Raw genomic sequence first — 24304 nt, forward strand, 5'->3', positions numbered from 1 at the left:
TGCAAAAATAACATACTCTACCAGAGTTTGGCTTCAACTTCAGAAGAAATTAGCTAGAGATGATAAATCTATCTTAAGTAAAAAGTTCAGTCTTCATTTTATAGATAGTATTGTATTCCTTATATTTAGTTATGGATCGTTATAAAGATATTTACCCTTTTCAGATAAAGTTAAGCTTTCAAAAAATTCGTGACAATTTCCAAAAGCGATTACAAAAAGAAAGTAATCCTATATCAAAAAAATATATTCAGGGCATACTAGATTATTCTGAATCTTACCCTGAGCTTTTTGAGGGGATTGAAGATTATGAGAATTTGAACCCTTACGAGAATCAAATTAAAATATTGCTAGATGATCTTTTTCCTGATATCTTGACTCATAATGAAATCAAAGTTGCGACGGTTCCTTTTCGAAATAAAATGTTTAGAAAAACAAAGCGCTTCGAGTCTATATTGAATGCAGTACCATATGATGGTTTTGAGTTTCTACCCAGAAATTTCAACATTGAAAAAGATTATATCCTTGCATGCATTATAATTTTGAACACTTACTACAATTATAATATTGACTTTTTTAGGCCAGAATATTATGACGTTCCTGATGCTGATGGAAACCTAAGAAATTATAGATTATTTGTAAATGCTGATTTCGTTGAGTTGATCCCTACAGAAAAAGCTCTTCAAATCACAGATGAAGATGTTGATGAACTTCTGAATAGGCACAATGATATTGATTTTTGGAAAGAAAAATTTCCGCCAAATTCATGGATTTTTAAGGGTTTCGCCATTTTAAATCTTACAGATGTTACTGCAGACAACAGTATTTCAGAAATTAAAACACTTTTACTTAATAATAATATTTTGTCGGATTCTAGAGCCATTTCATTAAAAATGGCTAGTATTTTGAAATCTATTTTCAGATTGCCAAAACTAGAATTTGGATTTGCATTATTTAATGAAGCAACAGAAACCTTTAAGCACAGTCATTCAAGTTTTATTGAAAGTTTTATCTTAGATTCTATATCAGATAACGGTTGTCGTGAGGCTTTTTGTCATGGTGCATACAAAGCGATTGTTGATCAACACAAGTACTTCAGTATTACAGACGTAGATTCTTATGCTGAAAAAAATCCTGATAATAAATTTGCCATTAACTTAAAATCAAAAGGAATTCAGTCTGTTATTCTTGCACCCGTGAGTAAAAACGATAAACTTCTTGCAATCCTTGAACTGGTAAGTTTTTCTAAAAATGACTTAAATAATATTAATGCAACAAAGCTCGACGATATTGTACCTTACATAGCAGAAACAGTTGAGAATTACGAGCAAGAGAAGCAAAATAGAATTAAAGCGATTATACAAAGTGAGTATACATCTATACATCCAAGTGTAGAATGGAAGTTTGAAGAAGAGGCAGAAAAATTATTATATGAGACTACTACAAATAATGAATTGAAAGAGATTTATTTTCATGATGTTTATCCTCTTTTTGGACAAATTGATATAGCAGATTCATCTACACAAAGAAATTTTGCCATCCAAAATGATCTAATATATCAGCTCAACAAAGTCCTTGATGTTGTAAATTCTGCCTTTGAAATTCAGCCTCTTCCTGTATATGAACAGTTAGGATATAGAATCACAGATTCACTTTCTTATTTATCTGAAGGAATCTCAGCTTCAACAGAAGAGAAGACAGAAAAATTATTGAGAGAAGATGTTCTTCCTGTTCTGAAGCATATTAGAAGCAATGTACCTGCTTGTATATCTATGGTTGATAATTATCTCGAAAAAATTAAGCCTGGAAATAAGGCTTTTCATAAAAATAGAGATGAGTTTGATGAAACTGTATCCAGAGTAAACTCCTGTATGGCAAGTTTTATAGATTTAAAACAAGTTGAAGCTCAGAAGCTATTTCCACATTATTTTGATCGCTACAAGACAGATGGAGTAGAGCATAATATGTATATAGGTCAATCTATAGTGAAAGAACTAAACTTTACTGAAGTTGTTTTACAAAATCTGAGGTTATGGCAAATTACCGTAATGTGTGAGATGGAAAATCGATTTTATGAAATTCAGGAAACTAAGAATTTCAAGTTAAGTTCAAGATCTCTTATTTTAGCTTTCAATAACACACTTACGATTCACTACAGAATGGATGAAAAGCACTTTGATGTAGATGGCTCCTACAATGCTAGATATGAAATTGTAAAAAAGAGAATCGATAAAGCTTTTGTAAAGAACTCAGAAGAAAGAGTTACCAGCAAGGGAAAATTAACCATTATCTATTCTCACAAAGAAACTCAAGACGAGTATTTGAAGTATATCACTTATTTACAAAGAAAAAAGTATCTCAATGAAGAGGTGGAAATTCTCAATGTAGAAGATTTACAAGGCGTTTCTGGTCTAAAAGCTATTCGTGTTGGAATTTTATACCATAACAGGACCACTCCAGAAAAAGGAATTACTTATGAGAATTTGATTGAATCTTTGGATGAATGATTTTTTTTCTGAATTAGATCCATCTCAAACTTATAACCAAGAGATAGTTGCACAATTGCATTCCTTAAATCAGTAGAAGTCAAGCGATTTTTTTTCGAAAACTTCAATTGAGCTTAAAACTATCTAGCTTGAAATAAAAATCCGTTATTTAATTTGTAGGTAGTTCCAAGAGCCATTCCAAAATCAAAGTTGTTTTATATCCTCTTTGATGTTTACGTTTTATCAATAACTAAAGTTTGCGGAAACATATTTCCTGAAGTTAACGTTTCCATTTCTCTTTCAGATTTTAGAATGTAGCCAATTTGCGGTCCAATTTCCAAATTAAGCCCTTTGGATACAGAATATTTAGCAAGAATAGGAAGAGTGATATAATCTAAGTTTAATTCAGAATTAACTCTCGAACCGTTTTAAGATCTATCGTCATTAAATTAACTGACAGCAACTTTAGAATAATGCAGATCAGTTTGTATTAAAAATTTCTCACCGAGTGTTATTTCTGAAACGATTCCAGTATGAAAAGCAGTCCTACCTTCGTCATATTCTCGTCTAGAATCTGAAGCTTCTCCATTTGCATGCGCAAAAGTTGACTCCAGCTTTTACACCAAAAGAGATGTTATCTCGGGAATAGTAAAATTTGCTTAACAAAAGAATTTATATAAGTAGAAACAGCTTATTCATGAAATTAAGGTTGCTGTAAATTGATAAGAACTTATTCAACGCTGATAACGTTTCTGTACCATGAAAAGAAAGGGACTCTCCAGCCTGCTACTTTTATTTTATTGATTTTTCCAAGTTCTATTTCGTTTTGAACATCAGCACTATCAAATTTAAAATAGAGCCAGCTATCAGTGTTTTCAAAAACCTCATCTTCACCGTAAACTAAAAATTTACTTATCATATCCTCACCAGTGCCTGTAGTAATTCTTTCCTTATCACTTACTCTGGTTTCGATTGTTTCAGAACTTAAGTAATAACTTACAGGATAACCAAAAATGAGAATCAGTATAATAACTAAGATTATTTTTTTCATGAATAAGTTTTTGTAACAATATTAAAATTTAGTTGCTTTAAATCATATAAAAGGCAATAAAAAAGCTAATGACCGAGATAATGATACCTGCCATAAATATGGTATAGGTCAGTCTTAGAAGGCGATATTTCCTTTCTAAAACTTTACCCAAAAAGTAAAGGTCTTTGACTAAAGCTTCATATACATAATCTTTATCTTTCATGATTTCTTTAACTCCCCACAAATAATTTTCAAAACTCATTTTGTGAAAATTTCCAAAAAATAGAATATTCACATCCCTGCTTTTAACCTGCTCTTTGGTAAACTCACCAGAAGTCACATTAGGTCTTGTGGATAAAATAGAAAGTATGATAGCTGCAACACTAAAACAAATCAAAACTAAGGTAGGAATCATTAGGTGTTCATTGCTGGGGTTATCGAGCTTAGGAATAATATTGGCTAAAGCTAAAGATATGATAATAGCATTGACCGACAGTAAAATGTTGGCTTTGGTATCTGCAATATCACTTAATTTGAGATGGTTTCTTAAAGTTACTCGGAAGAGAGTTTGAATACTTCTTTCAGGATTTTCAGTTTTATATTGTGCTTTGTATTTTGCTTTTAATTTTTCCTTTTCTTTTTTTTGTTTCTTTTTTTCCTTGTCTTCAATAAGATTGATGAGGTTTGCTTGTTTAAGAGAACTCCAGTTTTTAACTGCGTAATCTGTGTAATATTGATGTCTGAATGAAAGCAGCTCAATATTTAAATTCATCCATTCATCTGCACTGTAATCCTGCCCACGTAAACTTAATTCTTGTCTTAAGAGTTCGCTTACTTCTTTGAAATTATCTTTAGCAAAGTGTGAGTAATCAGCATCTTTTATGATTTTCTCAACTTCAGTATTCGGAGGATTTCCTACCTGGGTGACATCAATCGTTTTTTCTACTGACCTGATTATATCTTGAGAAACATTAATTCCCTCAAGGAATTCTTTTGCTATCCGTTTACTCTCTTTTTCATGTTGATTTTCAGAAACTGTATAGCCTGTATCATGTAGCCATGCAGAGAGAAGAAGTATGAGTTCGTCTTCTTTATTCAGATTTTTTTGTTCTGCAAGGTATTTTGCACTTTCAACAACCCTCTTTGTGTGATTGAAATTGTGATATACATATATATTAGATAACTTATCTTTGAACAATTGAAGAACAAACGATTCAGTTTTTGAAATGAGATTTGTCATTTTCTAGAATTTTATCGACTACCAATTAAATTAGTTTAAATGAAAAACAAATTAGTACTCATCGTATTTAGCTTTATGCTTAGTGCATGTGCAACATACGAAGTTAAATATAAAAATTTAGAAAAATTTCAATCAACGTCTTACCCTACTGACAAAAATATTTCTCAACGTTTCTATTTGATTGGTGATACTGGTTATGAGAAACTCGAAGATGCGCCTCCAGGTATTTTGGCCTTTAAATCTTTTGCAGAATCTCTGGATACCAAAAATGATAAGGTTATAATTCTAGGTGATAATATATATCCAGCAGGTCTTCCAAGTAAGGGAGAGGATAACCGTGATCAAGCTAAAGATATTATAGACCGACAAACTTCCAATCTTACATTTTTTGAAGGTGACGTCCATTTTATTCCAGGAAATCACGATTGGTATTCTGAAGGTATACAGTCTTTAGAAAATCAAGAAAAACAAATCAAGAAAGTCTTGACGAAACAGGACAAACCCTGGTTGCCAACACCTGGATGTGGATTGTCATCCGTGGATATTTCAGATGATGTACATCTTATTATATTGGATTCTCAGTGGATTCTTGCCAATTGGGATAAAAACCCACTCATCAACAGAAATTGTGACGATATAAAAACTTTAGACCAATTCTACGAAGAGTTTGAAACTGAGCTGAAAAAAAATCAAAACAAAACTACTCTGGTCACACTACATCACCCGCTTTATACCAACGGTGTTCATGGTGGAACTTATGAGTTTTCAAAACATTTATTTCCTTCTCAAAGGAAAATTCCTTTGCCTGGTTTAGCAAGTTTGGCCAATTTAATTCGAGTTTCGGGAGGTGTTTCAGTTCAGGATACTCAGAATAACCAATACCAGTCGATGGTAGATAAGATTACAGCTATAGCCAGTCGTTGGAATAGAGTGGTTTTTGCTTCGGGTCACGAGCACAGTTTACAATATATCGAACATGATTTAATCAAGCAAATTGTATCTGGTTCTGGTTCCAAAAAGTCTTATGCTAAGTTAGGAAGCGATGGAGAATTTGCCTATCCTGGATATGGATTTGCCGTATTTGATGTGTTTGATGATGGCTCTTCATGGGTTCAGTTCTATTCAGCAGATGAAAATGAACCAAAGCTTGTTTTTCAAAAAGAGATTTATAAGAGAGGAAAAACTTTTGATATAGACCAACTTACTGAGGAATTGCCCTCAACATTCACGACCTCTATCTATGATGAATTTGAGTCTGATAGGACAGGTTTTTATGAAAGTGTCTGGGGAGAACATTACCGCGATTTGTACACCCGTGATATTACAGTTCCTGTTTTGGATATAGATACGGCATTTGGCGGACTTCAGCCAATGCGACAAGGTGGAGGAATGCAGACTAATTCGCTGAGATTACAAGATAGTTTGGGTAGGCAATATAACATCAGACAGATTAAGAAGAATCCAATCCGATTACTGCAACAGACCATTTATTCCAACAAGAATTTATTGGACGAATTCGATGACACAGTAGTTGAAGAATTGATTCTAGATTTTCTCACATCTGCGCATCCTTTTGGTTATCTGGTCGTACCAGATTTATCAGAAGCTATTGGTGTCTATCATACCAACCCAAAATTGGTTTATATTCCTAAGCAAAAAGGGCTTGGTAAATTCAATCAAGTTCATGGTGGCGAAATTTATATGATAGAAGAGCGTCCAGAAGAAAACTGGGTAGGGACTGAAGGTGTCTTCGGTAATCCAAATCATGATATTGTGAGTACTTCGGGAATGATTGAGCGTTTGCGTAGAGATGAAAAATACAAACTAGATGAATCAAATTACCTAAGAGCACGACTGCTTGATATGCTTCTCGGAGATTGGGATAGGCATGAAGACCAGTGGCGATGGTCTGAGTTTGAAGATGAAAATGGGGATAGATTTTTCAGACCTGTTCCAAGGGATAGAGATCAAGTTTTCTCAAACTTTGATGGTGGTTTTTTTGATGTTTTAAGAACTGTAAGTTCTTTTCCGAAAATTTATCATCCTTATGAAGAGGATATCGAAAACTTGAGATGGTTTAATAATTCTGGTCTCAAGTTAGACAGGATGATCATAAGAAATGCGACTGAGAAAGATTGGCTGAAGGAAGCCAGATATATCCAAGAACATTTGACTGATGAAGTCATACTAAAAGCTTTTCAAAACCTGCCAGAAGAAATCGAAAAAGAAAAAACAGCACGATTAATCGCCACATTCAAAGGAAGGTTGAAAAACCTAAATAAATTTGCGGATGAATATCATAAAATTCTGAATGAAATTTCAGTGTTAATTGCTACAGATAAAGATGATTTCATAGATGTTTTAAGACAAGAAAACGGTAAAACACATGTTCGCATTTCCCGTGATATTAAGGGAGAACGTGAATACACTTTTGTAGATAAGGTGTTTTCAGAATCAATTACTAAAGAACTATGGATTTATGGACTAGACGATGAAGATACATTTAATGTTAGTGGGGATTATCCAACTGAATTAAAGGTTAGATTAATAGGTGGTCATGACGATGATTCTTATTACATTAAATCAGGAAAAAAAGTAAGAGTTTATGATCATAAGTCACTAGAAAATTCTGTTGAATTTAAAGATGGAGGAAGAGTTGTTAGAACTGATGATTATGCAATTAATACTTTTGACAAAGACAGAAGTGTAAATTATTCAACCTCTTTATTACCTCGTGTTGGTTTCAATCCAGATGACGGTTTACTTTTTGGGATTCAAACTTCATATACCTATAATGGATTTCAGCTGAACCCTTTTACTTACAGACATAAGATAAAAGGTGGTTTGTATACAGCAACAGGTGGTTTTGATCTTGGTTACGAAGGTGAGTTCGCAAATGTTTTAGGCAATCACAACCTTTTCACTTCTCTGGAATATACAAGCCCAAATTTTGCTAGAAACTTTTTTGGCTTTGGAAATAGTTCTGAGTATCTAGATAATGATGTGATAAAAAATTTCAATAGAGTAAAGATTAGAAAATTAGGGTTTGAACTAGGTCTTCGCAGAGCATCCAAATACGGTAGTATTTTTGAAAATAAATTTTCATTTCAGAATTATAAAGTAGAAAGAACAGAAGGACGCTTCATTGACTTGATTGGAGATGAGCTACTAAGCAATAACCCAACGTTCTTTGATTCTAAAAACTTTGTATCTTATCAAAGTTCTTATCAATACTACAGTTTTGATGATGAGCTAAATCCTAGACGTGGTATGGATTTCAAAGTTGAACTTGGGGGAACAATCAACACTTCAGATGCTGATCAGCATTTTGTTTTTCTAAATCCACATTTAGAATTTTACAATTCAATTTCAAAAGACAAGAAATGGGTGCTTAGAACCAAAGCTACTTCTCAACTTATATTTAATGATGATTATGAATTTTACCAAGGTGCTATTTTAGGAGCAAGAAACGGACTTAGAGGTTATAGGAGAGATAGATTTATAGGTAGAGAAAGTTATGTTGGTAATATAGATTTGAGATATAGCTTTGATCCTGTCAAAACAAGAGTGATTCCTTTACAGTTTGGAGTGTTTGGAGGCTTTGATGTTGGAAGAGTATGGTCAAATGTGCCAGAATCCAATAACTGGAAAAATGATTATGGAATAGGTTTTTGGATAAATGGTGCCGACTTATTCACAGGCACTTTCAACTTCTTTAATAGTGATGATGGATTTTGGTTTTCTTTCGGCTTTGGAGCAAAGTTCTAAACAATTTTCTTTATGACTCTCAAGTTATGAGAATAACGACCACTTTCTACATTGAAAATGCCAGAATGGTCTATCCTATCAATTCGAACTTGTCCATGGGCGTGAATGATGTAATTATCCTTCATCATAATTCCTACGTGGATGATTCTTCCTTCCTCATTATCAAAAAAAGCAAGGTCTCCCGGCTCACTTTCTTCAATAAAAGATAGAGGCTGACCTTGCTTGGCCTGTTCATAAGCATCTCTATATAAATGGATGCCACTTATTTTGTACACCATTTGAGAAAACCCACTGCAATCTATCCCAAATGGAGATTTTCCACCCCATAAGTACGGAGAATTGAGATAAAGCATGGCAGTTTCCACTAAATGATCTTTAGTATAATATTTATTGATTGCACCGTCAAATTGATGCTTTAATAATCCTGAAGAATGAATAGAAGACCCAATACAAACAGGCATTAACTGACCTGTGGCTGTAGTCATTAAGCTCAACAAATCTGTAGAATAATCATTTCTATTTGTTAGGTCTTTAAAATTTTTTTCATTAATCTCAGAAGCCTGTTTTTCGTCAAGCCAGCCTTCGTAACCATCAAAAGCTATACGAATTTTGACCCATTTGGGTTGTGTTTCGATAATTTCAAAATGATCTCCATAAAGTAATTGAGTAACCATTTCTGAAGCGTCGCTAGCTTCTGCTCTCACAGGAACAACACTTAGTGGACAAATTCCGTATAGCATCTTGATAGAATAAAAAAATTAGCGTTCTAAAATCATAGCAGAAGCACCACCACCTCCGTTACAGATAGCTGCAGCGCCAAGTTTTGCATTATTTTGTTTCATGATATTTATGAGTGTAATGATAATTCTCACACCAGAACAGCCTAGTGGGTGACCAAGAGAAACAGCACCACCATTCACGTTGACCTTCTTACTGTCTAAACCTAAAAGTTTTGTATTTGCAATCCCAACAACAGAAAAAGCTTCATTAAATTCAAAATACTCAATATCTTCTTTAGTTACATTAGCTTTTTTAAGAGCAATAGGTAAAGCTTTAGCAGGGGCAGTCGTGAAGCGTTCTGGTTCTTGAGCAGCATCAGCATAACTTTTTATCGTTGCTAGGACTTCAAGACCAAGTTCTTCAGCTTTTTCTCTAGTCATCAAGACAACAGCGCCAGCACCATCATTTATAGTAGAAGAATTGGCTGCAGTTGCAGTACCATCTTTACTAAAAGCAGGTCTGAGCTTGCTTATTTTATCAAGCTTGATGTTTTTAAACTCTTCATCTTCTTTCATGATAACTGGTTCACCACGACGTTGAGGAATTTCGACAGGAACTACTTCATCATCAAATTTTCCCTCTTTCCATGCTGCTGCACTTCTTCTATAGGATTCTCTAGCAAATTCGTCTTGTTCTTCTCTGGAAATGTCATGATCTGTAGCACAAAGATCTGCACAAACTCCCATTGCATTATTATCATAAGCATCAACTAGACCATCGCGTTGTAAACCATCAACCATTTGAGCTGGCCCAAATTTCTGACCATTTCTTAAGTGAAGGTAATGAGGAATCATACTCATGTTTTCCATGCCTCCAGCAACAATAATTTCAGCATCACCAAGAGCAATAGCTTGTGCAGCTTGCGACACAGCTTTCATTCCGCTAGCGCAGACCTTGTTTATTGTGGTACATGGTACAGTGTCTGGAATTCCAGCACCCATGGCTGCCTGTCTCGCTGGTGCTTGACCATTATTAGCTTGTACAACATTTCCCATAAGGACTTCGTCGACAAGCTCTGGTTTTAGATTGATTTTTGAAAGTGCTCCTTTTATAGCTATTTCTCCTAACTTAGTAGCAGGAACTGAAGCTAAGCTTCCAAGAAAACTACCGATAGGTGTTCTTGCAGCACTTACTATTACGATATCTTTAGACATAAATTTGAAATTTTTTTTGTTTGAGCGAATTTAAGAATTTAAACTCAATCGTATTAGTTTAAACTGCACGTTAAATAATTTTTGTGATGACACAGATAGTTTTTCATCTTGAATTCATTATCCCCAAAACTATTAAATGCAGATAGAGACTTGCACCGTTTAATTTTATATTTTTGAGCAACCTTTAGATATGAAGAACCTATTAGATAATCTATACAGAAACCAATCTATAATCTTTAAGTTTTTTCTTTTAGCTATTAGTGTATTCCTTATAGTATATTTTTTCCCTACTGGTGGTCAATTCAAATATGAGATCATAAAAGGAAAGCCATGGCAATATGAAAACCTTTACGCTCCTTTTGATTTTGCTATTCTTAAATCTGACGAAGAGATCGCTGCAGAGAAGTCAAGAATTAAAAAAACACACATACCTTATTTTAAATATAATGTTTCTACTGCCCAGGAAGTTAAGAACAATTGGCAAGAAGAACTTGATCCTACACAAGATTCGCTTGTAAATGCCGTTCCAAAAATTGCTGATTTTATATCTAAAACTATTGACGAAGTGTATCAAAACGGGATACGAATTCAAGATAGCGAGGAAAATAATTACTCTATAGTATTCCTTATTAAGAATAAACAAGTTGAGGAAGTTTTATATAAAGACTTACTCACTCAAGAGGACCTTAAGCCTTATCTCATATCTAACATTGAAGAGTCTAACTTATCTAAATTTAAAAATCAACTACTAGAGATATTTTTTGAGGTTTTAGAAGTTAATGTAGAGTATGATGAAGAACTCAATCAAAAGCAAATTCAATCAAAATTTGACCAGATATCCTATACTAGAGGTAGAGTTACAAAAGGCAGTAAAATAATTGCTAAAGGAGAAATTATAGAGGGAGAGAAGTTGAGAATGTTGAATTCTCTTAAGTATGAATATGAGTCCCAAAGTTTAAAGTCTTCTGCTTATGTGGTTGTTATTACAGGTTATACTTGTCTTGTTGGGCTTTCATTATTGATGCTATTATTATTTATAAGACAATACCGTCCAGATATTTATGATAACAACAACAAGATTTCTTTTATATTTTTTAATATTCTGTTTTTAGTATTTCTGACGCTTTTGGTTCTAAGGCTTGATAAAGATTACATCTATGTAGTTCCATTATGTATTTTACCATTAACGCTCAAAGCTTTCTTTGATGCTCGACTTGGCTTATTTACACACATGATTACTGTCTTGATACTTGGTCTTATCGTGCCTGACAGTTTTGAGTATATGTTTTTACAAATTATAGCAGGGATAGTTACTATTTTGACAGTTTCAGAATTGTACAAAAGAGCAAATCTATTTATATCTGTCGTTCAGATTACTTTAGTATACATTTTTGCTTACTTCGCTTTCAATATGATCAAAGAGGGGAGTATCGCAGAAATCAATTATAATAATTTCATCTATTTCCTATTAAGTGGTGTAGGTTTACTATTTGTTCAACCTCTTATTTATGCATACGAAAAGATTTTTGGACTTATTTCTGACCTTTCACTTTTAGAGCTATCGGATACCAATTCAAAATTATTGAAAGAGCTTGCAAATGTTGCACCCGGTACTTTTCACCATTCATTGAATGTGGCTAATCTTGCAGAAGCGGCTGCCAATGAAATAGGAGCTAATTCATTACTTATACGAGTTGGAGCTTTGTACCATGATATTGGTAAAATGAAAAATCCTATTTATTTTACTGAAAATCAAACAACATCGGTATCTCCACATGATGAATTATCACCGAGAGAAAGTGCTGAAGTGATTATTAATCACAGACTCGAAGGGATTGAAATTGCTAAACGAAGAAATCTTCCAGACAGAATAATAGATTTTATAAGGACTCATCATGGGACTACCACAGTTTATTATTTCTATGCAAAACAGAAAGAAGAGGATGAAGGAGAGGACACAGATAAGAAGGACTTTAGATATCCAGGCCCAATACCTTTTAGTAAAGAAACTGCGATTCTTATGATGTGCGATTCTGTAGAAGCAGCTAGTAAATCGCTTAAGGAACCTAACACTCAGTTAATTGATGATTTTGTTGAAAAAATTATAAATAAGCAAATTCAAGAAGATCAATTTATTAATGCGAATATTACTTTCAAAGAAATTCAATCTATCAAAAAGATTTTGAAAGCTAAATTGAATAATATATATCACCTTAGAATCGAATATCCAGATTAATATGAAGTCCATCGTTATTGCCATAGACGGCCATTCTTCTACAGGAAAAAGTACAGTAGCCAAAAAACTAGCTAAAGAACTAGAGTATAAATATGTGGACACTGGCGCTATGTATAGAGCGGTAACCCTTTTCGCTATGAGAAATAACTGGCTTCAAAACGGTAAAGTGGATGAATCAAAACTGGTTAAGAATTTATCTTCTATAGAAATCAATTTTGAATATAATCCAGAGGCGGGTACTAATGATGTTATTCTAAACGGTGAAAACGTCGAGAAAGAAATTAGAGCAATGGAAGTTTCAGAACATGTGAGTTCTGTCGCTAAAATTGATGAGGTCAGAAAAAAACTGGTTGAAATTCAAAAACAATTAGGTGAAGAAAAAGGGATTGTAATGGATGGCCGAGATATTGGAAGTGTGGTGTTTCCTGAAGCTGAACTCAAACTATTTATGACGGCTAGTGCAGACATCAGAGCTCAGCGTCGCTATAACGAGCTTAAAGAAAAGGGAGAGGACATTACTTTTGAAGAGGTCTTAAAAAACGTCAAGCACAGAGATGAAGTGGATTCCAACCGAAAAAACTCGCCACTTATCCAGTCGGAGGACGCCATCAAAATCGATAACAGTGAATTGTCACAAGAAGAACAGTTCGAAATTATTTTGAATTTGGCTAAGGAGAAGATAGAGCCTGCTTAATTCATCTTCAAAATTAAGTCAATCAAACGATTGCTATACCCTCTTTCGTTATCGTACCAGCCAATAAGTTTAATCAGATTACCACCAATCACCGAGGTCATTTCAGCATCAAATACACAGGAATAAGGATTTCCTACAATGTCAATACTTACTAGTGGCACTTCAGAATATTGAAGAATACCTTTCAAGTGCGTTTCAGAAGCTTTTTTGAATAAAGCATTTACTTCTTCAATAGTTGTAGATGTTTTGACATTTAGCGTCATATCTGTTAGAGAACCATTTGGAACTGGAACTCTTATACCGCAGCCGCCAATGACGTCGCTCAAGTCAGGGAATATTTTTGTTAATGCTTTTGCTGCACCAGTTGTTGTAGGGATAATAGACTGAGAAGCTGCTCTTGCTCGTCTTAAATCGCGGTGAGGTTTATCGTGCAGGCTTTGGTCTGACGTATAGGAATGAACTGTAGTAATGTAAGCCTGTTCCACTTCAAAAGCATCATGAATTACTTTAAGCATTGGAGCAGCATTGTTGGTGGTGCAGGATGCATTAGAAATCATAATATCATTTTCTTCTAATACCCAATCATTCACGCCTAAAACAATCATTTTAACAGAATCGTCGCTAGGTGGAACACTTAAAATCATTTTTTTTGCTCCAGCTTCTAAATGTTTGTTTAGTTCTGTTTTGGTCTTGAACTTACCGGTACATTCTACAAGCGTTTCCACATTAAATCTTCTCCAGTTTAATTCCTCTAGTTTTGGAATATTGACTAAGGGAAATAATTTTCCTTCCACCAAAATTCCTTCTTCATTGTGAGACACTTCAAAGGGAAATTGACCATGAACACTATCGTATTTTAATAAATGCGATAATGTCCTTGCGTCTGCAAGATCGTTAATAGCGACCACTTCAATTTGTGGATGTTCATATAACAAACGAAAAAGGCTTCGACCGATACGACCAAAGCCATTTATTCCAACTCTTATAGTTTTACTCATTCTTATTCAAGATGTTTGTGAGCCTTGTAAGAAGATCTTACAAGGGCAGAACTTTCTACGTGTCTAAAACCAAGCTCTTTACCTATCGTTTCATATTTTTTGAACAGCTCTGGAGTAATAAATTCCTGTACGGGAAGGTGTTGTTTACTTGGTTGTAAATATTGACCAATAGTAACAACGTCCACATCTACACTTCTCAAGTCTTTCAAAGTTTCTATGACTTCTTCTTCTTTTTCGCCAAGCCCGAGCATAATACCAGACTTAGTTCTTTTAATTCCTTGAGCTTTAAGATACCTTAAGACTTCAAGACTCCTATCATATTTAGCTTGAATTCTAACCTCTCTTGTCAAACGTCTTACAGTTTCCATATTATGAGAGACAACTTCTGGAGCGACTTCAATAATACGATCTATGTTTCTTGTATCCCCTTGAAAATCAGGAATCAAAGTTTCTAGAGTTGTAGTCGGGTTCATTCTTCTTATGGCATTCACTGTTTCTGCCCAGATAATGGATCCCATATCCTTTAAGTCATCTCTATCTACAGATGTCACCACGGCATGCTTAACGCCCATGATTTTGATAGATCGTGCTACTTTTTCTGGCTCATCCCACTCAATATCTTCAGGTCTACCAGTTTTTACACCACAAAATCCGCAAGAACGTGTACATACATTACCAAGAATCATAAATGTAGCAGTACCTTCTCCCCAGCATTCCCCCATATTAGGGCAACTGCCTGAAGTACAAATCGTATGTAAATCATACTTATCTACAAGCTTTCTTAAGTCTCTATATTTCTTACCGGTTGGTAATTTTACTCTTAACCATTTTGGTTTTCCGGTTCTGTTCGTGGTTTTATCGGTAGTCTTTTTATTTTTTTCTAATACTGCAGTCTCCATAATTTGCAATTTTGTACAAATGTATGAAATAATGAATAGTTAAACCTTGGTTTGTGTCCCACTTGCCTTCAAATTAATAAACTCTAAGACAAATTTAACCTAGGTTGATTTTTTACAACGTACTTACATTTTTTCTTCTGAATTTAACTTAGTTCGCTTCAATGTGTAGAACAAGCTCTATATTCTTGCTATTGAAAAATAAATCATTAAGAAATGGCTCAAACTCCCAAGTAAAACAAAAATATGCCAAATCACATGATTAAAAACAATTGAAGTTTTTACATAAAAGTAAATGCCTATCGTATAAAATAGCCCTCCAAGAGCAAGCATAATTAATTCTAAACTTGTGAAATTCTCTACAACGGCTACAATATCAAAAGCAATAAGCCAACCCATAATCAGATAGAGTAGGAGTGATAGTTTCTCAAATTTTCCAGTAAGAAAAAGTTTTAAAAAGGTACCGCCAATGGCAATTCCCCAAACGGCATAGAAAAGCAACTCTCCATGGCTGTCTTTTAAAAGTGTAAGTACCATTGGACTGTAGGTTCCTGCTATAAGAAAATAAATGCTAATGTGATCGAGAACTCTCAATCTTCGCTTTAATCTGCCTTCTGAAACGTAATGGTAACTAGTAGAAGCCGCATAAAGTAAAACTAGAGATAAAGCATAAAGAACAATACCTAATGTAAGATAGTTATCATTATATTCAAGAGTAAAAAATAGTATAGCAACTCCAATACAAGCTAAAAACAATCCAACTCCATGAGTGATAGTATTCCAAAATTCTTCTAGTCTTGTTTTGTGATTTGCATGTCTTTGCAGTCAAACTTATCTACAAATCTAATTGATAATTTTCTTCAGCAGAAAAAATCTTAATAGAAGATTATTATGGAGACTATTTTTTAAAAAGATATGAATAAAACTATTTTAGTAAGTGAAACATCCGCATCGATCTCTTCTATAGCGTTCTTTAGCTCTGAAGTTAATCATGAAAGAATGAATTCCGCCATTGTATTGAGCAAAAGTTGTGATAGAAGTATCGTAGGAGTAGCCTGCCATAATCTGGTCAGTTATTCTAACGCCAATAAATGCGCCTGCTGTTACATTATGTTCATAATTTGCACTTGCAAAAATTTTATCTTTCCAATCTAGATTAAAAGAGACTAGTGCGCTGTATGGAGCACCGTTGGCAAGCCTTGCAAGAACTGTTGGCTGAAGATAGACTTCACGTTCCAGTTCAAACCTGTAGCCTGTGGTAAGAAAATAATTTGGAGTTGTATTTGCCAAAGTATTTTTAAAGTCATCTATATAGCTTGTTGTTAGAAAATTTGGAATTGATGCACCTACAAAAAAGTTTTCTCTGTGCAAAAAGATACCTGTTCCAAAGATTAAACTAGTTCTAGATAAATCGCCAAATGGATTACCAAACTCGCTTTGATCTTCAATAGATAGTAAATTGTAATCAATTGCATAATTATTTACTCCAAGTTTTATTCCTGTTGAAAGTAGCCAGTTTTGAGATATCCTAAAGTGATAAGCAATATTACCAACAACACGATTCTCTTTGCTGGCACCAATTTTATCGCTCATAATATCGAATCCTGCTCCCAAATTTGTGATTCCTATTCTATCATGGCCAGTTAGGATTAAAGTTTCCGGAGCTCCATCGAATCCAACAAATTGAGAAGTATAAAACCCAGTAGCACTATACCCATCAGAACTTCCAGCATAAGCAGGATTGTACACCAAAGGGGCAAAAACAAAGTTAGATAATTTCACGTCAGTTTGAGCTTTGGCTAAAAAACCAAGACTCAAACAAAATAGGAGTGTTATGTTTTTAAGAAAGCTTTTCATCTGTTGTTATTATCAATTTGCACAAAACCTTTCTTGGTGTCATTTCTACATGGCGATTTATAATTCAGTATGTAGAAGTAAGTTCCAGTGGGTAAAAAGTTAGTTTGGTTTATAGTTCCACCTACATTGGAAGCCCCTTTAAAAGTATTATCTGTATTATTATATCCTGTAGTTTCCCATACCAACTTACCATAGCGATTGTAGATTTTCATTTCATTTTCCGGGAACAATCCAATGTTGACAACATTTAGCTTTTCATTTAAATTATTTCCATTCACAGTAATGAAGTTGTTGACATCAATAATACCCTCTATGATATTTACCTCCACTATCAAAGTTTGACTACTCAAGCAATTAAGATCTTCATCAAAATTTCTGGCATATAAAATTGTACTATCAGTAATTAAATAATCATCTGGCAGAGCTCCATTATCGGTAGGGGATAAGTACCATTTAATGTCCATACCCTGTACATCTAAATCACTTACAGTCGGTTGATCTTCAATACAAAACTCCTGAAAAGGTTCACCAGTTGGAGGATCAATTTCATTTACAAAATCTTGCTCTATTTCAATTTCTAAGAACTCCAGACATCCATTGTCATCCATGACTTCTATTTCATAAAGGCCTGGTTCTAATCCTTCAAATAAGAACGTGGAATCTCCAGGGCCAAAATTGGAAGTGTAAGGTGGGGTTCCTCCTTCTACAAAGAGCGTTATAGTACCATCATCAATTCCAAAACAATTAGCTTGGGTGGTTTGGAAACTCACCTCTAGTAGAGGGGGTTCTTCGATATTTACTTCAAGATTAACACTACAATTACTCGCGTCTGTTACTACGAGAGAATACATACCTGGAATAAGATTATTGAGACTTACCACAGAACTTGTAAATCCGTCTGGGCCACTCCACTGGTAATCATATGAACCATTAGCAAATAATCGACCGCCTTCAACTTCCACGTCTATAAATCCATCAGCAGCATCAAAACAGCTTATGTTTTCAAAATTATGGTTTATTTCCAACTCGTTTACGCCTTCAATTTCAACACTTACAACTTCCTTACAATTAAATCTATCTGTTATTTCTGCTGAATATAATCCTGGTTCAAGATTCGTTAAAGTCTCACCAGTTTGACCATTATCCCATACTACAGTATACGGTGCAGTTCCTCCTTCAATTTCCAGAGCTATACTTCCGTCTTCATTGAAGGCGCAAGTTTCATCTTCAGAATCTACAGTAATCTCAATAGGATCTGGCATTATTAATTCAACAGTTTCAGAAGCGATACAACTCAAGTTATCATACACATCAACTGTATAAACCCCGGGTCCAACGCCTGTCAAATTCTTTTCTGTAGAAATGACATCATCTACTTCATTTTTCCATTCGTATTGATATGTAAACTCATTTGGACTTGTTTGCAGAGGTGTTCCTCCTTGTACGTCAATATTGATGAAACCATTAAATTCATCAATTAAATTTTGAATGTTTTCACTTCCAGGGATTACGACATCATCGGTACAAACAATAGCAGACTTGTCAAGGACTTCTATTTTAATTGGAGTCGGTTCAGTGACTTCAAAATCTTCGATGACTGTACAGTTATTTTGATCGGTTATAATTACAGTATAGTAACCTGCTCCAATATCTTCCAGGTCTTGTGTTGTGGCCACAAGCATACCATCTTTTAGCCAGGTATAAGAGTAACTACCTGTTCCGCCTGTAACAGAGATGAGAATTCTGCCTGTAAAATCTCCATAACATTGAATATTTAGAACAGCATCCTCTATAACCACAAGTTCTTCTGGCGCTTCAATTTCATAAGTAAACTCATTTACACAGCCAAAACCATCAGTAATTTCTAAATTATAGGTTCCCTCTCTTAAGTTGAAGATATCTTCCTGATTGGAACTGTACCCATCAGGACCAGACCAATTAAACAAATATGGTTGATTAACAGATCTTGGAATTCCGCCTTCTGGACTTATTTGAATGCTGCCATCGTTAGCATCTGAGCAGCTTGTTTGATTTCCATTGAAATCTGAAATCACTGCATTGTCGATGATTTCAGAAGGAACTGTGATGGTGAATTCAATTGTGCTTTGACCACAAGGATCTCCACCAAAGGTACTTTGTGAAGTAGCTGTTATAACCGCTGTCTGGGTTTCTCCAGTTGTGTTTGTTGCTGTAAATGTAGGTAAGTTTCCAGATCCACTTGCTGCTAAACCAATCTCAGTATTTGAGTTTGTCCATTCGTAAGTTGTAATCATTGTAGGATTGGTAGTTGTAAAATTTATTCCTCCTACCTCATCACCTCTACAAACTTCCAAATCTTCAATAGGATTTAATTCTGCGAAAGGTACAACCGACAATGTCGCCGGATCCGATACGATTGGTCCACAACTTGAATTGTCAAAACTAACAACCACATAGTAATACTGTTCTCCAGTAACATTTGTAGGAGGTGAAAATGTTGATTGGTTTTCACCTGCTATTGCTGTTCCGCCCACGTTGCTATCTTCATCATTTTCAAACCATTGATAGGTTGGATTTCCTAAGCTAAAATTTATATTTACAGACAGAAGGTTTGGTACTGCATCAAGGCAAAGTTCTTCAGATTGAGGATGCTGATTAATTAGTGGTTGAGGTTCTATTGTTATCCTGGCGCTTTCACTTATGGTTTCACATCCAGGAGCATTTTGAGAAACAATTACATAATAGTACAGTGTGCCTAATTCGTCAGTAGGTGGAGTAAAGTTAGAATTGATCTCATTTGCAATTGCTGTACCTGTCGAAGTATCATTTGTATCATTCACATGCCATTGGTAATTCAATTGACCAATCCCACCAGATACTTCAACATTTAATTCGTCTGGGGTTGCACCTAGACATAAATCCTGATTATTTAGCTGTTGTGCATCTATACTTGGATCTTCCAAAACTTCAACTTCAGAGACCTGACTGATAACGTCTCCGCACTCATCCCCTTCAGGACTTATTTCTACATAGAAATAATAAGTACCTGGAGTATCAAAAGGAGGTGGAAGGTAAGTTGAATCTGTGGCACCAGGAATTGCTGTGCCTCCGGCATTGGTTGGTGTTGTATTCCTAAACCATTGGTATGTAGTAGAAGTAGATTCCCCACTCTCTAAACCGACACCCAATGGTGAGATTTGACCACCTTCACAAATGGTTTGCAAGGCTTCAGGTTGTTCTTCAATTAGTCCAGAACTCTCTACTATGACCTGGACCGTAAAAGGATCTCCCGTACAATTTCCAGATTGAGGAGTTACAGTATAGGTCAATGTCGCAATATTCTCCGTTATGTTAGTTACATTCTGGCTTATTTCTGTTTGTGGACTTGTTTCGGCAGAACCGCCTGCAATTGCTCCAGCTGGTTGACTCACAGGCTCCGTCCAGGTATATGTTGTATTTGTAGGAACTATATTACTTCCAACATCACTTGGTATTACCGAGAAGGTTCCACCTGTACAGATGTTCTCTGTAATATTTTCAATAATTGGTCTGGGTTCAACAACGACTTCAATAAAAAAGGAGTCTCCGGAACATGCTCCACTTTCGGGAAAGACTTCATAGGTAACAGTCACATTTTCACTGCTATTGCTGATTAATGTTTGTTGTATTTCAGATTGAGGAAGTGAAGTTTCAGTAGCTCCAGTAATCGTTCCCGGTTGAGAAACTGTTGGTAATCCCCAAGTATATCTAGTCCCCGCAGGAACTCTATTTGGAGCTACATCATCTGGATCTATAGTAAAATTCTCTCCACTACATAAGTTTAAATCTGTGTCTTCAATAAATGGTTTTGGCTCAACGTCTACAGTTATTGTAAACGGTTCACCATCGCATCCTTTTACGCTTGGAGTAACAGTATAAATTACTGTTGCAGTTTCGCTAGTTATATTTTCAAGTTGCTGATCTATAGAATTTGAAGGTGTAGCTTCTGCTGTTGCACCTGTAACCGAACCTGCTGGATCTATTGAAGGTTCATCCCAAGTATAAGAAGTTCCTCCAGGAATCTGATTACCTATAAAATCAGGGTCTGGTTCGATTGAAAAAGACCCCTCACTACAAACTTCAAGGTCAATGTTTTGTATGACGGGCTCCTCAGCAAAATTTACTGTAATTGTAAAAGGTGGCCCTTCACAACCATCAAAAACTGGAGTCACCGTGTAAATTAAACTTGCAGCATTAGTCGTAAGATTTTCTATGGGTTGAGAGATACTGGTTTGAGGTACTGGCTGGCCAGAGCCTCCTACAACTGCACCAGGCGGATCACTCACTGGATTATTCCAGATATACGTGGTGCCAGCTGGAACGAAGTTTCCTCCAGTTGAATCTGGGATGACTTCAAAATCATCGCCATTACATAAGTCAACACTGATGTTTTGAACTAGAGGTGCTGGATTTACCGTAATTGTAAATGTTTCAGGAATACCTTCACAGTTTGTTGATCCAGAAGTCACAATTGGAGTGACAGTTACTGTAGCTATTATTGGATCTGCATTTAAATTCTCTGTTGTAAAACTTGGTAAATTTCCAGTTCCAGCCGTAGGTATTAAACCAATGTTGGCGTCTATTTCCCATTCAAAATTTGTTGTATTTGACGTGTTTGGAGAACTGAAGATAATTTCAGAAGTTATATCAGTACTACAAAATTCTAGATTTGAAAGAGGGTCAACCTCCCCTAGAGGAAGTATTTCTAATTCGATCGAATCTGAAGCCTCCGAGCACGATCCCGGAGGATCATCGGTTGTGATGGTGAGCGTCAAAGTTCCTGTAAATCCAGGGGGAGGAGTGAACTCAGCATTAGGATTTGTTGGATCTGAAAAAGTGCCTCCATCAGAGGAAGTCCAGGTTATGCTAGATGCTGCAGCTCCAAAATTACCATCAAGTGTTATAGTGCTGTCTACACAAATAGGGTCATAATTACCAGCATCTACCTCTGGCCCAGCGATAACTGCAACAGTATGTTCATCCAGCGCTTCAGAACATAAAGTCCCTGAATTATCTGAAGATAGTCTAAAAGTTATGTTTCCAACATATCCAAGCGGTGGAGTATAAATAGGATCAAGTGCACTTGCATCAGGCGTGAAAGTTCCTCCGGCAACGCTAGCTGTCCAGCTGCCAATTCCTGTGCCTCCAGATATAATACCATTTAATTGAATACTGTCATCAACACAAACGTCGGTTGGTCCGTTTGCATCAACATTCACTGGTGGTAACACTTCTATGTTCCCATTGTAAGTGTTTGATCCACATTCATTTGTTACCGTTAATTCATAAGTATAATTCCCAGGAGTGTTGTAAGAAATTAATGGATTAGGATCATTAGAACTGGATATAGAAGCAGGGGGTGAGGCTCCAAAATCCCACGAATAAGTGGTTCCGATAGTAGTATAACAATCGTAAACTACAGGGTCTATTGTGAAAGGTTCACCTTCACATGCAATAAGGTCTTCCAGTTCAACTTTGGGTTTATCTTTAATAGTGACAATCTCTTCGTAAACATCATCTCTACACTCTTCACCTGGTAAAATGTCCTGAACAAATACTTCTAAACGAATGGTGTAAATTCCAGGTGCATTGAATTCAAATTCAGGCTCAAAATCATCAGGTCCTGTTCCATTAGCAAAGTTCCAACTTGGAGCATCTGGAGGACAATCTGGATTTGTAGCTGTTACGGTCCATTCGTATTTTGTTTCTATATCACAGCCTTCAGCCTGGGATGTGTTTTCTGTAGAGACAATTAAGTCGTCCTCAAAACAAGCCTCATTTTCATTAATTGTAAACTCAGATATGACTTCTGGGATGATACAAATTTCCTGAGTAATTCTACTTTCTCCGCAGTTGTTTCTTGTAACAAGTGTGATGTCATAATATCCAGGTGTATCAAAAATAACTCCCAGTATTTCACTACCATCATCCCAGGAAAACCAATCAGTTCCATTTCCTGCATCGCTGCCAAGCTCTCCTCCAGCAATTGTTGTTCCGGCTGTTGGGGTAACCTCCCAATACCTCCCATAATCATCATTACATCCGCTAGAAGCTGTATTGGTACCCCCAAAAGAAATATCTGTAAAATTAACAAGGGAGTTCACACAGGCAATTTCAGCAGGTAATATAAAGTTCGCTTCTGTTGGCTCAGAAACACGAATGGGTCCAGTGGAAACGAAATTACCATCGGTACTACATGGATTAGAAGATGTCGCTGTGATTGAGTAAGAGTTGGCGAAAGGTGTTCCATTTACAGTGGAATTTACTCCACAAGATGTATCTAAAAAAGTATGAGTAAAGGTCTCTGAAATAGAACCTCCTATAGGATAGTCTGATGATTCAAGAATGATAGCTGGTGAACCATCATTTATTAAAATAGTATATGTGGTTCCTGGAGTATTGTTGGCTACAGAAATTGTATACTCGTATTCGTTTGGTAGACAATTTTCATTACCTGTTAATTGAACATTAATAACAGGGGGTTGCGTACCTACAAATACTCTGAATTCACTAGTGCCAGTAGTGCCATCTGGAAATGTAACTGTATAAGAAAGTGTGTATAAACCAGAGGTATAGGTGTGAGATTCTACTGTTGTACTAGTGTCACCATCTCCCCAGTCAATTAAAAATGTGGTCCCTGCTGGGTATGTTCCTATATCTGGATCAACAAAATTGAATACTCCATTATTAGACAATTCACCAGTACATCTTAAAAAAGTTATGACACCATTTTGATCTTCAACACCATACCCACCAGCACCTCCAAGAGGGTTTGTGATGTCTAATTCAGGTGGCAAAAATGCATTTGTTATCTGGTCTGTAAAAATTTCAAAAAAAGAATTGACAGCCTTTTTTCTCTCAGTAGGTTTTGGCTGTATGTCTTCACTAGTATCTGTATAAGCTATTTCAGTATCAGAAATGGAATTGCTATAGGAAAAGTTGTATGCAGCTATCCCAACTAAAAGTGAACATCCAATAAGAAATGAAGTGAGTAGTTTTGTTTTCATTAGCTGTAGTTTTCAAAAGTTATCTACATGAAATAAATTCTTAAGGAGCACTTAAAAATTAATATTTTATTAGTAGAACTAATACTACAATGATAACAACAATTATTAATATATTAAAGCAATATTAATAAAATTAAAAAGTT

13 protein-coding genes and 1 pseudogene are annotated in these 24304 nt (G+C 35.3%); 4 read left to right on the forward strand and 10 right to left on the reverse strand.

Going from position 1 to position 24304, the window contains the following annotated elements; all coding sequences use genetic code 11:
- Window positions 1–131: 131 nt before the first annotated feature.
- Window positions 132–2504: a GAF domain-containing protein gene (locus ACFQ0R_RS11020; protein ID WP_379658433.1), complete on the forward strand. Its 2373-nt coding sequence runs from the start codon at window positions 132–134 to the stop codon at window positions 2502–2504.
- 212 nt (window positions 2505–2716) lie between these two features.
- Here ACFQ0R_RS11020 and ACFQ0R_RS11025 read toward each other — a convergent pair.
- The 3 genes and pseudogenes from ACFQ0R_RS11025 to ACFQ0R_RS11035 all read right to left on the reverse strand — a co-directional run.
- A pseudogene (locus ACFQ0R_RS11025) lies at window positions 2717–2887 on the reverse strand (outer membrane beta-barrel protein); the annotation flags it as partial.
- Window positions 2888–3213: 326 nt separating this feature from the next.
- The gene (locus ACFQ0R_RS11030; protein WP_379658434.1) at window positions 3214–3534 is read right to left on the reverse strand and encodes a DUF1523 family protein; all 321 of its coding nucleotides are present in this window, start codon (window positions 3532–3534) and stop codon (window positions 3214–3216) included.
- Window positions 3535–3571: 37 nt separating this feature from the next.
- On the reverse strand, window positions 3572–4753 hold the full coding sequence (locus tag ACFQ0R_RS11035) for a Pycsar system effector family protein (protein ID WP_379658435.1): 1182 nt from the start codon (window positions 4751–4753) through the stop codon (window positions 3572–3574).
- Window positions 4754–4792: 39 nt separating this feature from the next.
- Here ACFQ0R_RS11035 and ACFQ0R_RS11040 point away from each other — a divergent pair, with 39 nt between their 5' ends.
- The gene (locus ACFQ0R_RS11040; RefSeq protein WP_379658436.1) at window positions 4793–8521 is read left to right on the forward strand and encodes a metallophosphoesterase; all 3729 of its coding nucleotides are present in this window, start codon (window positions 4793–4795) and stop codon (window positions 8519–8521) included.
- On the opposite strand, the gene ACFQ0R_RS11045 is transcribed toward ACFQ0R_RS11040, so the two are convergent.
- Both ACFQ0R_RS11045 and ACFQ0R_RS11050 read right to left on the reverse strand, forming a co-directional pair.
- Entirely contained in the window at window positions 8518–9261 is a 744-nt protein-coding gene (locus ACFQ0R_RS11045; protein WP_379658437.1) for a C40 family peptidase, read from the reverse strand. The two genes, ACFQ0R_RS11040 and ACFQ0R_RS11045, sit on opposite strands and share 4 nt — an antisense overlap.
- Before the next feature lie 18 nt (window positions 9262–9279).
- A complete protein-coding gene (locus tag ACFQ0R_RS11050; RefSeq protein ID WP_379658438.1) occupies window positions 9280–10455 on the reverse strand; it encodes an acetyl-CoA C-acyltransferase in 1176 nt (391 codons plus the stop codon).
- A gap of 190 nt (window positions 10456–10645) precedes the next feature.
- On the opposite strand from ACFQ0R_RS11050, the gene ACFQ0R_RS11055 reads away from it, so the two are divergent.
- Together ACFQ0R_RS11055 and cmk are read left to right on the forward strand one after the other, a co-directional pair.
- On the forward strand, window positions 10646–12691 hold the full coding sequence (locus ACFQ0R_RS11055) for an HD family phosphohydrolase (RefSeq protein ID WP_379658439.1): 2046 nt from the start codon (window positions 10646–10648) through the stop codon (window positions 12689–12691).
- Between the two features lies 1 nt (window position 12692).
- Window positions 12693–13385, forward strand: coding sequence for a (d)CMP kinase (gene cmk / locus ACFQ0R_RS11060; RefSeq protein WP_379658440.1), 693 nt, complete (start codon window positions 12693–12695; stop codon window positions 13383–13385).
- Here cmk and gap read toward each other — a convergent pair.
- From gap to ACFQ0R_RS11085, 5 genes are all read right to left on the reverse strand, one after another.
- Window positions 13382–14383 carry a type I glyceraldehyde-3-phosphate dehydrogenase gene (gene gap / locus ACFQ0R_RS11065; protein WP_379658441.1) on the reverse strand — a complete coding sequence of 334 codons (1002 nt, stop codon included), beginning with the start codon at window positions 14381–14383 and terminating at the stop codon, window positions 13382–13384. The two genes, cmk and gap, sit on opposite strands and share 4 nt — an antisense overlap.
- Window positions 14384–14385: 2 nt before the next feature.
- Window positions 14386–15282, reverse strand: coding sequence for a lipoyl synthase (gene lipA / locus ACFQ0R_RS11070; protein ID WP_379658442.1), 897 nt, complete (start codon window positions 15280–15282; stop codon window positions 14386–14388).
- Window positions 15283–15459: 177 nt separating this feature from the next.
- Entirely contained in the window at window positions 15460–16104 is a 645-nt protein-coding gene (trhA, locus tag ACFQ0R_RS11075; protein WP_379658588.1) for a PAQR family membrane homeostasis protein TrhA, read from the reverse strand.
- A gap of 105 nt (window positions 16105–16209) precedes the next feature.
- The gene (locus ACFQ0R_RS11080) at window positions 16210–17136 is read right to left on the reverse strand and encodes a PorP/SprF family type IX secretion system membrane protein (RefSeq protein WP_379658443.1); all 927 of its coding nucleotides are present in this window, start codon (window positions 17134–17136) and stop codon (window positions 16210–16212) included.
- A complete protein-coding gene (locus ACFQ0R_RS11085) occupies window positions 17133–24161 on the reverse strand; it encodes a PKD-like domain-containing protein (protein ID WP_379658444.1) in 7029 nt (2342 codons plus the stop codon). Before ACFQ0R_RS11085 ends, ACFQ0R_RS11080 begins: the two co-directional genes overlap by 4 nt.
- Window positions 24162–24304: the final 143 nt, after the last annotated feature.

It is taken from the genome of Psychroflexus salinarum (assembly GCF_042677225.1).
In the GTDB taxonomy this organism is placed as follows: Bacteria; Bacteroidota; Bacteroidia; order Flavobacteriales; family Flavobacteriaceae; genus Psychroflexus; species Psychroflexus salinarum.

Excerpts from the sequence above, each read along its gene's own strand:
- gap (WP_379658441.1), bottom strand. The coding sequence starts at position 14,383 with ATGAGTAAAACTATAAGAGTTGGAATAAATGGCTTTGGTCGTATCGGT.
- ACFQ0R_RS11045 (WP_379658437.1), bottom strand. The coding sequence starts at position 9,261 with ATGCTATACGGAATTTGTCCACTAAGTGTTGTTCCTGTGAGAGCAGAA.
- lipA (WP_379658442.1), bottom strand. The coding sequence starts at position 15,282 with ATGGAGACTGCAGTATTAGAAAAAAATAAAAAGACTACCGATAAAACC.
- ACFQ0R_RS11050 (WP_379658438.1), bottom strand. The coding sequence starts at position 10,455 with ATGTCTAAAGATATCGTAATAGTAAGTGCTGCAAGAACACCTATCGGT.
- ACFQ0R_RS11055 (WP_379658439.1), top strand. The coding sequence starts at position 10,646 with ATGAAGAACCTATTAGATAATCTATACAGAAACCAATCTATAATCTTT.
- ACFQ0R_RS11040 (WP_379658436.1), top strand. The coding sequence starts at position 4,793 with ATGAAAAACAAATTAGTACTCATCGTATTTAGCTTTATGCTTAGTGCA.
- ACFQ0R_RS11085 (WP_379658444.1), bottom strand. The coding sequence starts at position 24,161 with ATGAAAACAAAACTACTCACTTCATTTCTTATTGGATGTTCACTTTTA.
- ACFQ0R_RS11020 (WP_379658433.1), top strand. The coding sequence starts at position 132 with ATGGATCGTTATAAAGATATTTACCCTTTTCAGATAAAGTTAAGCTTT.
- ACFQ0R_RS11035 (WP_379658435.1), bottom strand. The coding sequence starts at position 4,753 with ATGACAAATCTCATTTCAAAAACTGAATCGTTTGTTCTTCAATTGTTC.
- ACFQ0R_RS11030 (WP_379658434.1), bottom strand. The coding sequence starts at position 3,534 with ATGAAAAAAATAATCTTAGTTATTATACTGATTCTCATTTTTGGTTAT.
- cmk (WP_379658440.1), top strand. The coding sequence starts at position 12,693 with ATGAAGTCCATCGTTATTGCCATAGACGGCCATTCTTCTACAGGAAAA.
- ACFQ0R_RS11080 (WP_379658443.1), bottom strand. The coding sequence starts at position 17,136 with ATGAAAAGCTTTCTTAAAAACATAACACTCCTATTTTGTTTGAGTCTT.